Genomic DNA, 8,753 nt, shown 5'->3' on the forward strand with positions numbered 1-8,753 from the left:
TATGAGAGTCGTCGTAACCGGTGCTACTGGGTTTGTCGGGCAACAGGTCATCAGGGTCCTGAGCGATCGCGGCGATCACGTGGTTGCTCTAGTGCGCTCTCCGGCGAAAGCCGCCAAGCAATTCGCTGGCATTCGCCATGTTGAATGGGTGGGCTACACCCCCAAAGCCGCCGCGGACTGGTTTGCTGCCCTTGAGGGGGCGGATGCGGTGATTAACCTAGCGGGTGAACCCCTAGCCAATGGCCGTTGGACAGCTCAGCGCAAGCAAGAGATTTATGAGAGTCGCGTGGTGGGGACGCAGCAGTTGGTGCAGGCGATCGCCCAATGTCAACAGCGACCGCAGGTGTTGGTCTCCACCTCTGCGATTGGCTACTACGGCACTAGCGATACAGAAACATTTGTCGAAACCCATGCAGCGGGAAATGATTTTCTAGCCAAGGTCTGTAGGGACTGGGAAGCGGCTGCCCAAGGGGTAACGGATTTAGGGGTGCGGTTAGTGATTCTCCGTTTTGGCATTGTCCTCGGCGAGCAGGGGGCGCTGGCCAAGCTCCTATTGCCCTTTCAGTTATATCTAGGGGGTCCCCTGGGCTCGGGTCAGCAGTGGTTCTCGTGGATCCATCAGCAGGACTTAGTGCGCCTGATTCTGACCGCAGTGGATCAAGTGGGCATGCAGGGGGTTTACAATGCCACCGCCCCAGAGCCCCTGAGGATGGCCGACTTTTGCCGTGTATTAGGAGAGGTGACGCAACGCCCCTCGTGGCTGCCTGTGCCAGCCCCCGTCCTCCAACTGCTGCTAGGGGAAGGCGCCGATGTGGTGCTCAAGGGGCAGCGGGTCTTACCGGAGCGGACGCTGGCTACGGGCTTTCAATTTGACTACCCCAACGCCAAGGCGGCTCTAATCAACCTCCTCAAACCACGATATACTGATGATTCCCGCTAGTTTTGTGCAACATGGTGGAATTGACCCCCGCAGCCATTCAAGAGTTGGAACGTCTCCAAGCCCACGGCGTCAGTCGAGGCCAAGCAGCCATTCTGCGGATTCAGGTGCAACCCAGTGAGTGCAGTGACTGGCGCTATGATCTTGCCCTTGTGACCGAACCCGAGCCAGCGGATTTGCTCACCCAGTCCCAAGGCTGGACGATCGCGATCGCGGCTGAAGCGGCTGAGATGTTGCGGGGGTTGCGGGTGGATTATATCGAAGACTTAATGGGGGGCGCTTTTCGCTTCCACAATCCCAATGCCAGTCAAACTTGTGGCTGTGGCATGGCCTTTCGGGTGAGCGGATCGTAGGTTTCAGAAATTACTATGGGCAATACGTTTGGGCATCTATTTCGCGTCACCACGTTTGGTGAATCCCACGGGGGCGGTGTGGGGGTGGTGGTGGATGGCTGCCCTCCTCGCTTGGAGCTATCGGAAGCGGATATTCAAAAGGAACTGGACCGCCGCCGCCCTGGCCAAAGTCGTCTCACGACCCCTCGCCAAGAGAGCGATCGCTGTGAAATTCTCTCCGGCGTCTTTGAGGGCAAAACCCTCGGCACGCCCATTGCCATCTTGGTGCGCAACAAGGACACTCGCCCCGAAGATTATGCCGAAATGGCACAGGTCTATCGTCCCTCCCATGCGGATGCCACCTATGACGGTAAATATGGGATTCGTAACTGGCAAGGGGGTGGGCGTTCCTCGGCACGGGAAACCATTGGGCGGGTTGCAGCGGGGGCGATCGCCCGCAAAATTCTGGCTCAAGTCGCTGGCACTGAAATCATCGCCTACGTCAAGCGGGTCAAGGACATTGAAGCCGTTGTTGATCCTGATACCGTGGAAGCGGCTGCCGTTGAGGCCAATATCATGCGCTGTCCCGATGCCGTCACCGCCGAAAAGATGATTGCCCTTGTGGATGAGGTGCGGCGGCAGGCCAACTCCATTGGCGGCGTCATTGAGTGTGTGGTTCGCAACGTGCCTGTCGGTCTGGGCTCCCCCGTCTTTGACAAACTGGAAGCAGATCTGGCTAAGGGGGTGATGTCGCTACCCGCGAGTAAGGGCTTTGAAATTGGCTCCGGCTTTGCCGGTACCCTGCTCACGGGTCAAGAGCACAACGACGAGTTCTACACCGATGAACAGGGGCGAATTCGCACCCGCACCAACCGCTCCGGGGGGGTTCAGGGGGGCATCTCCAATGGCGAAAACATTATTTTGCGGGTAGCCTTTAAGCCCACCGCCACCATTGGCCAAGCCCAGAAAACCGTCAACCAAGCAGGCGAGGAAACAATTTTAGCAGCAAAAGGGCGGCATGATCCCTGTGTGTTACCGCGAGCAGTGCCGATGGTCGAGGCAATGGTGTCTTTGGTTCTCTGTGACCATCTGCTACGGGATCATGCCCAGTGTCATCTGCTGTTTTAGCGACTGCGATTGAGGGCAATCAGTAACCGCAGGATAAAGATAAACAGGTTGATGTAGGTCAAGTACATCGAAAGGGCAGCAGAGAGATACTGATCATCGCGGTAGGTACGGGGCAGCACAAAGAAATCCACCACCGCAGCCCCCACAAAGAGCACGACACCAATGCCCGAAATTGCAATTTCCAGAAACGTGGGCGTAAAGACACCAAAGACGCTAAAGATCAACTGGAGAACCAGCACCACCAGCAGAGCAATAATCCCCAGTCGTACCGTTTTGGCAAGGGCAAAGCCATCGCGTTCCGAGAGATTGGAACCAATGGGACTAGCGGCCATAAACGTGATGCCACAGCCCCCAGCGGCAATGATAATGCCCATAATACCCACGGTACTGAGGGCAACATAAATCAAACCCGAAAGGGTATAGCCCGACAGCAGGCTGTAGGTGGCCAACAGTGGCAGTGCCAACCCATTATTCCCTTTGCGAGCGGCTCCCTGGGCCACAAAAAAGAGTACAAGTTCAGCAATAATGGCCACAATAAACGTGGGCATGAAGAGTTGGGGCGCAGCAGCAAGCACGCCCAGACCACCCCAGCTCCCCACCGCCGTCAAGACGAGGCCACCACCCAAAAAGGGTAGGGCATTGCGAATAACATTGGGACCAACGATCGCATGACTGCGCGCCTCGCGAATCGCATCTTGAAAGTTACTGGTACTACTCACGGGAATCCTCCAAGGGGGGTGAATAGACAACACAGCCAAATAGCATAGTTTTATTGTGCCAAAATTCCCAAGGGCACCTAGCTGGCAACAACCACGGAGACCTCTGGTGGCGGGGCGGTTATCTCTAATAGCGGATAGAATTGGGTTAAAACACTCAAGGATAGATGTTCCACCGTTGGGTAGTATCCCAGCCATTGGCTGGCTAATTGGGCAAACTGTTCGGGTATCCCACTGACATAAAATTGCACTTGGCCTTGGGGGCAGGGAGTCGCTAAATTCATGGCCTCTAGTTTGCGCACTGTTGCATGGGCAACCGCATGGGCAGGATCAAGGTGATGAACCGGTGCGGGCAAATACTGCTCAATCACGTGGCGCAGATGGGGGTAATGGGTGCAACCATAAATGAGGGTATCGGGGTCAAAGTCAACTAGGGGTCTTAGGGTCTGACGAACAATGCGATGGACACGATCGCCCTCTAGGCAATTGCTTTCCACAAGGGGGACAAACTCAGGGCAAGCCACTTGGGCGATCGCCACCGTGGGTGAGAGTTCCTGAAGTGCCCGGGCATAGGCACCACTTTTGACAGTTGCGGGGGTGGCAATGACGCCAATGCGCTTTCCCCGCGTGACCGCCATTTTAGCAGCGGGGACAATCAAACCAAGGATCGGAAAGGGAAACTCACTGCGGACCTGTGTCAAGGCAAGAGCCGAACTGGTATTGCAGGCCATTACCGCCATCTTCACGCCGTGGGAATGCATCCAGGTTAGAATCTCCCGCACATATTGGAGAATTTCACCGCGGCGACGAGTTCCATAGGGCAACCGTGCCGTATCACCAAAGTAGAGAAACGATTCTTGGGGTAAAAGGCTTTGGAGTGCCTGTAAAACCGTTAGGCCACCCACCCCACTGTCAAACACGCCAATCGCTCCCAGAGGATTGAGCCCTAGGGATGTCTTGTGCCAGTTGTCCACTCGAACCTCGACCTCACACCAACAAAAATGAGATTGCCCCGTTCAGAAAGAGGGCAACCACAGCCAATCTAACGCCCTTTTCACAGGGATGAAACACGCTGCAAACCGTGAGATTCCCTTGATGGACTCTAGGTCTTAGGAAAGGGCTGTAGTGCCACTTTAGCAGGTTTTGCTAAGAACCGAATGATTGACGCTAAGACCGAACATAGAGTGCTATACATTGAATCACAGAGCACCCGTGGTTGTAAGTTTTGTCACCCCCTGCCGGGGATTATGGTGTGAGGATAGGAAAAACAATGCTCAGTCAGGAACAGCTCACCCGTTCCCATGAGTGTGAGCGTGCGTGGATTGAAATTGATTTAGCGGCCTTGGCAGCCAATACCCAACATCTTCGCCAGTGGCTGGCACCAACCACGGAACTTTTAGCCGTGGTGAAAGCAGATGCCTATGGTCATGGCGCCCTCACGGTGGCACAGACGGTTTTAGCCCACGGCGCAACTTGGCTCGGGGTGGCAACGATTCCCGAAGGGATTGCTCTACGGCAGGCGGGGATTACAGCGCCAATTTTGGTCTTGGGATCCGTCAATTTGCCCGTGCAGGTGCAGATGATGGCCGAGTGGCAACTCCAGCCCACCCTCTCTACACCCAAGCAAGCCCTGATTTTCTCTGACTACGCCGATCATCTGCGGGAACCCCTTGATGTCCATTTGATGATTGATACAGGCATGTCTCGCTTGGGCTGTCCGTGGCAGGATGCAGTGGGTTTTGTGCAGTTTGTGCAGCGGCTACCTCACCTGCGTATCCAAGGCATTTACTCCCACTTTGCTAGTGCTGATGACCCTGACCCCAGTTTGATGCGGCAGCAGCAGGCCTATTTTGAGCAGGTGTGCCAAGACCTTGCCTCCCTTGGGTTGGGGTCGGTACGGCGTCACATGGCCAATTCAGCAGCCACCTTGGCCAATCGCAGTAGCCACTATGACATGGTGCGCATTGGTTTGAGTCTCTACGGCGTGTATCCTGCCCCCCATTTACGGGATGTGGTGCCGCTGCGACCAGTCATGCAAGTGCGATCGCGCATTACCCTATTGAAAGAGATTCCTGCCCATACGGGCATTAGCTATGGCCACCAATTCATTGCCCCGAAAGCGATGAAAATTGCTGTTGTTGGCATTGGCTACGCCGATGGGGTGCCCCGCCTTCTTTCCAACAAGCTCGAAGTTCTAGTCCAGGGACAACGGGTGCGCCAAGTGGGGGCAATTACGATGGATCAACTAATGATTGATGTCAGTGACATTGATGGCTTGCAAGAGGGAGATGTCGTTACGCTCCTAGGCGAAGATGGCGAGGACCGACTAACCGTAGAGACTTGGGCGGACACCCTAGGCACAATTACTTGGGAAATTCTCTGCGGCTTCAAGAACCGCTTGCCGCGTATTCCCGTGTCCTAAATTTTGCTACTCTCCTTCAGGGGTGAGTTGGCCAATGTCCTCAAACCAGAGCTGGGGATGCTGCGTAATAAAGTCCCGCATTAACTGCTGGCATTGCTCCAAGTTCAAATCAATCACCTCAACGCCGTGGGCTTCCATGAACTCCCGCGCCCCCGGAAAGGTCTGGGATTCACCAGCAATGACTTTTTTGATGCCAAACTGCACCACAGCACCCGCACAGAGATAGCAGGGCATCAAGGTTGAGTAGAGCACCGTATCCTCGTAGCGACCGATGCGACCCGCATTGGCTAGACAGTCAATCTCCGCATGCAGAATCGGACTGCCCCGCTGCACCCGTTGGTTGTGACCGCGACCAATGATTTGGCCATTGCGCACCAAGACCGAGCCAATGGGAATGCCACCTTCTCTGAGTCCTTGTTCTGCTTCGGCGATCGCCGCCGCCATAAATTCATCCATAAGTGTATGCTTGAGCAAACGTTCATTCCTAGTAAACATCTTTTGTTGAATCGGTGTCTAGTCTTGATATGATGCAAGCCAGAATCTGGGGGTGTGAGTGTCCATGATCAAGTTTTTAGTAACGGGTGGGGGTGGTTTTATTGGCGCCAACTTTTTGCGCTTAGCCCTTACGGAAGGCTGGGGGGCGGTGCTCAACCTTGATAAAGTGACCTATGCCTGTCACCCCGGCACCTTGGCTATGCTAGAGCAATTGCCCAATTATCAATTTGTGAAAGGAGATGTGGGCGATCGCCCCCTCGTTCAAGAGCTATTACAAACCTTTCAGCCCGATGCAGTTATTCACTTTGCTGCTGAAAGTCATGTCGATCGCTCCATCAATAGTCCCCAAGACTTTATCCAAACCAATGTTGTCGGCACCGCCAATCTCCTAGAAGAGGTCAAAACCTACTGGCAACAGTTACCCTCTAGTGCCCAAGAGCAGTTTCGCTTCATTCACATTTCCACCGATGAAGTCTATGGTAGCCTTGGCCCTGAGGATCCGCCCTTCCGGGAAGACACCCCCTATGCCCCCAACAGCCCCTATGCCGCTTCAAAGGCCGCCTCAGATCACCTTGTGCGTGCCTACCACCACACCTACGGCCTGCCCACCCTGACAACCAATTGCTCCAATAACTACGGCCCCTACCAGTTCCCCGAAAAACTGATTCCCCTGACGATCTGCCAAGCCCTGGCGGGGCAACCGCTACCCATTTATGGCGATGGTCAAAATGTGCGGGACTGGCTCTACGTTGAAGATCACTGCCGCGCGGTCTATACCGTCTGGCAAAAGGGTCAGGTGGGTGAAACCTACAACATTGGCGGCAACTGCGAAAAGCCCAACCTTGAGGTCGTGCAAACCCTCTGTGATCTGCTGCAAACCCTTGTGCCTCGGTCTGATTTGAATTACCGCAGCTTGATTACCTTTGTGAGCGATCGCCCCGGCCACGATCGCCGCTACGCCATTGATGCCTGCAAAATCCAACGGGAACTGGGGTGGCAACCCCAAGAAACCTTCAGCAGTGGCCTCGAAAAAACCGTGCAGTGGTATCTTGCCCATCAAGATTGGGTGGAAGCGGCGCGCACCGCCGACTACAGTGCTTGGCTAACAACCAACTATGGCAGTCTCTTAACCCCTTGCCCATGAAAGGAATTATCTTGGCGGGTGGGTCTGGAACCCGCCTCTATCCCCTAACGCAGGTGGTCAGTAAACAACTGATGCCCATCTACGATAAGCCGATGATTTACTATCCCCTCTCAATTTTGATGTTGGCGGGGATTCGAGAGATTCTCATTATTTCTACCCCAGAGCACCTCTACCTTTTTGAGAAGCTTCTGGGGAATGGTCATCAGTGGGGCTTATCCCTCAGCTATTGTGTGCAGCCTCAGCCCAATGGTCTGGCGGAAGCCTTTATTCTAGGGCGGGAATTTTTGCAGGGGGAACCCGTCTGCCTCACCCTTGGCGATAATCTTCTCTACGGCCATGATCTTTCCAAGAAGTTGCAACGAGGCGCTCAACTCACCCAAGGGGCAATGATCTTTGGCTATCGGGTGGCCAATCCGCAGCAATACGGTGTGATTGAGTTTGATGCCAGCGGCCGCGTCCTCGGCATTGAGGAAAAGCCAGCGGTACCCAAGTCCAACTATGCTGTGCCGGGGATATATTTCTATGACCATCAGGTGTGCGATCTGGCAGCCCAACTGCAACCGTCAGCTCGGGGAGAACTGGAAATCACCGACCTCAACCGCCTTTACCTCGAACAGGGACAACTGCGGGTGGAATTGCTCGGACGCGGCTATGCGTGGTTAGATACGGGTACCCATGATCTGCTGCAACAGGCCAGTAGCTTCATTCGCACCCTTGAGGAGCGGCAGGGGGTCAAAATTGCCTGCTTAGAGGAAATTGCCCTGCATCAGGGCTACATTACCCCAGAGCAACTTTATGAACTCGCCCAACCCTTGCGCAAAAGTAGCTACGGCCAATATCTCTTGCAGGTGTGGGCAGAAGTCACTGGAGGCATTCATGCTCAAGGTAGAACCGCTGGCGATCGCTGATATTCTCCTCTTGGAACCCCATGTCTTTCGCGATCAGCGGGGCTTTTTCTTAGAAAGCTTTAATCAACGGGCTTTTATGGCCGCTACAGGGTTAGACGTGACCTTTGTCCAAGACAATCACTCTGCCTCACAACAGGGCGTGCTACGGGGATTACACTACCAGCATCAACAGCCCCAAGGCAAACTCATTCGCGTCATCGAAGGAAAAATTTTTGATGTCGCAGTCGATTTACGGCGTTCCTCCCCCACCTGTGGCCAATGGGTAGGTACTTGGCTCAGTGCAGACACGTTCCAGCAACTGTGGATTCCCCCTGGCTTTGCCCACGGCTTTTGGGTGCAATCAGCCACCGCCCAAGTGCTCTACAAAACAACGGACTACTACAATCCGAGGGATGAATATACGCTGTTGTGGAATGATCCAACCGTCAGCATTCAATGGCCGATCGACAGCGAACCCCTCCTTTCTGCCAAGGATCAGCAGGGCAAGTCTTTTAACGAACTTCCCCTATTCGCTTGAGATAAAAAATCCCTCCCCCACTGGAGAGGGACACTCAGACGAGGATACAATTACGCCCTATAAAGCGTTACCACGGGGGAGTACCTCTTCTGGGAAGACAAAGTTTTCATGGGGTTGGTCTTGGGGCGCCATCCAAGCGCGAATCCCCTCGTTC

Annotated in this window: 10 protein-coding genes and 1 pseudogene; 7 read left to right on the forward strand and 4 right to left on the reverse strand. The window is 54.6% G+C overall.

The genetic code is table 11. From position 1 onward, the window contains the following. Position 1: 1 nt before the first annotated feature. The 3 genes from IGQ15_RS01570 to aroC are packed head-to-tail and all read left to right on the forward strand — an operon-like array spanning position 2 to position 2,397. On the forward strand, positions 2-940 hold the full coding sequence (locus tag IGQ15_RS01570; RefSeq protein ID WP_297047989.1) for a TIGR01777 family oxidoreductase: 939 nt from the start codon (positions 2-4) through the stop codon (positions 938-940). An 11-nt stretch (positions 941-951) separates the two neighbouring features. Further along, entirely contained in the window at positions 952-1,290 is a 339-nt protein-coding gene (locus IGQ15_RS01575; RefSeq protein WP_297047991.1) for an iron-sulfur cluster assembly accessory protein, read from the forward strand. Positions 1,291-1,305: 15 nt separating this feature from the next. Then, positions 1,306-2,397, forward strand: coding sequence for a chorismate synthase (gene aroC, locus IGQ15_RS01580; protein ID WP_297047992.1), 1,092 nt, complete (start codon positions 1,306-1,308; stop codon positions 2,395-2,397). Here aroC and IGQ15_RS01585 read toward each other — a convergent pair. Next, positions 2,394-3,116, reverse strand: coding sequence for a Bax inhibitor-1 family protein (locus tag IGQ15_RS01585; protein ID WP_297047994.1), 723 nt, complete (start codon positions 3,114-3,116; stop codon positions 2,394-2,396). The genes aroC and IGQ15_RS01585 overlap by 4 nt on opposite strands. A gap of 77 nt (positions 3,117-3,193) precedes the next feature. Further along, a complete protein-coding gene (gene murI, locus IGQ15_RS01590; protein WP_297047996.1) occupies positions 3,194-4,033 on the reverse strand; it encodes a glutamate racemase in 840 nt (279 codons plus the stop codon). A 350-nt stretch (positions 4,034-4,383) separates the two neighbouring features. On the opposite strand from murI, the gene alr reads away from it, so the two are divergent. Beyond that, on the forward strand, positions 4,384-5,535 hold the full coding sequence (gene alr, locus IGQ15_RS01595; protein ID WP_297047998.1) for an alanine racemase: 1,152 nt from the start codon (positions 4,384-4,386) through the stop codon (positions 5,533-5,535). A gap of 6 nt (positions 5,536-5,541) precedes the next feature. On the opposite strand, the gene IGQ15_RS01600 is transcribed toward alr, so the two are convergent. Then, positions 5,542-5,991: a nucleoside deaminase gene (locus IGQ15_RS01600; RefSeq protein WP_363315758.1), complete on the reverse strand. Its 450-nt coding sequence runs from the start codon at positions 5,989-5,991 to the stop codon at positions 5,542-5,544. Between the two features lie 103 nt (positions 5,992-6,094). On the opposite strand from IGQ15_RS01600, the gene rfbB reads away from it, so the two are divergent. The 3 genes from rfbB to rfbC are packed head-to-tail and all read left to right on the forward strand — an operon-like array spanning position 6,095 to position 8,599. After that, a complete protein-coding gene (gene rfbB / locus IGQ15_RS01605) occupies positions 6,095-7,174 on the forward strand; it encodes a dTDP-glucose 4,6-dehydratase (protein WP_297048002.1) in 1,080 nt (359 codons plus the stop codon). After that, positions 7,171-8,082, forward strand: coding sequence for a glucose-1-phosphate thymidylyltransferase RfbA (rfbA, locus tag IGQ15_RS01610; protein ID WP_297048012.1), 912 nt, complete (start codon positions 7,171-7,173; stop codon positions 8,080-8,082). Before rfbB ends, rfbA begins: the two co-directional genes overlap by 4 nt. After that, on the forward strand, positions 8,051-8,599 hold the full coding sequence (rfbC, locus tag IGQ15_RS01615; protein ID WP_297048004.1) for a dTDP-4-dehydrorhamnose 3,5-epimerase: 549 nt from the start codon (positions 8,051-8,053) through the stop codon (positions 8,597-8,599). The genes rfbA and rfbC overlap by 32 nt, the downstream gene beginning before the upstream one ends. 57 nt (positions 8,600-8,656) lie before the next feature. On the opposite strand, the pseudogene IGQ15_RS01620 reads toward rfbC, so the two are convergent. Then, positions 8,657-8,753, reverse strand: a pseudogene (locus tag IGQ15_RS01620) (photosystem II protein D2); the annotation flags it as partial.

The organism is Thermosynechococcus sp. M98_K2018_005 (assembly GCF_015295825.1).
Lineage (GTDB): Bacteria > Cyanobacteriota > Cyanobacteriia > Thermosynechococcales > Thermosynechococcaceae > Thermosynechococcus.

Excerpts from the sequence above, each read along its gene's own strand:
- IGQ15_RS01570 (WP_297047989.1), top strand. The coding sequence starts at position 2 with ATGAGAGTCGTCGTAACCGGTGCTACTGGGTTTGTCGGGCAACAGGTC.
- IGQ15_RS01575 (WP_297047991.1), top strand. The coding sequence starts at position 952 with ATGGTGGAATTGACCCCCGCAGCCATTCAAGAGTTGGAACGTCTCCAA.
- aroC (WP_297047992.1), top strand. The coding sequence starts at position 1,306 with ATGGGCAATACGTTTGGGCATCTATTTCGCGTCACCACGTTTGGTGAA.
- alr (WP_297047998.1), top strand. The coding sequence starts at position 4,384 with ATGCTCAGTCAGGAACAGCTCACCCGTTCCCATGAGTGTGAGCGTGCG.
- IGQ15_RS01600 (WP_363315758.1), bottom strand. The coding sequence starts at position 5,991 with ATGGATGAATTTATGGCGGCGGCGATCGCCGAAGCAGAACAAGGACTC.
- rfbB (WP_297048002.1), top strand. The coding sequence starts at position 6,095 with ATGATCAAGTTTTTAGTAACGGGTGGGGGTGGTTTTATTGGCGCCAAC.
- rfbA (WP_297048012.1), top strand. The coding sequence starts at position 7,171 with ATGAAAGGAATTATCTTGGCGGGTGGGTCTGGAACCCGCCTCTATCCC.
- rfbC (WP_297048004.1), top strand. The coding sequence starts at position 8,051 with ATGCTCAAGGTAGAACCGCTGGCGATCGCTGATATTCTCCTCTTGGAA.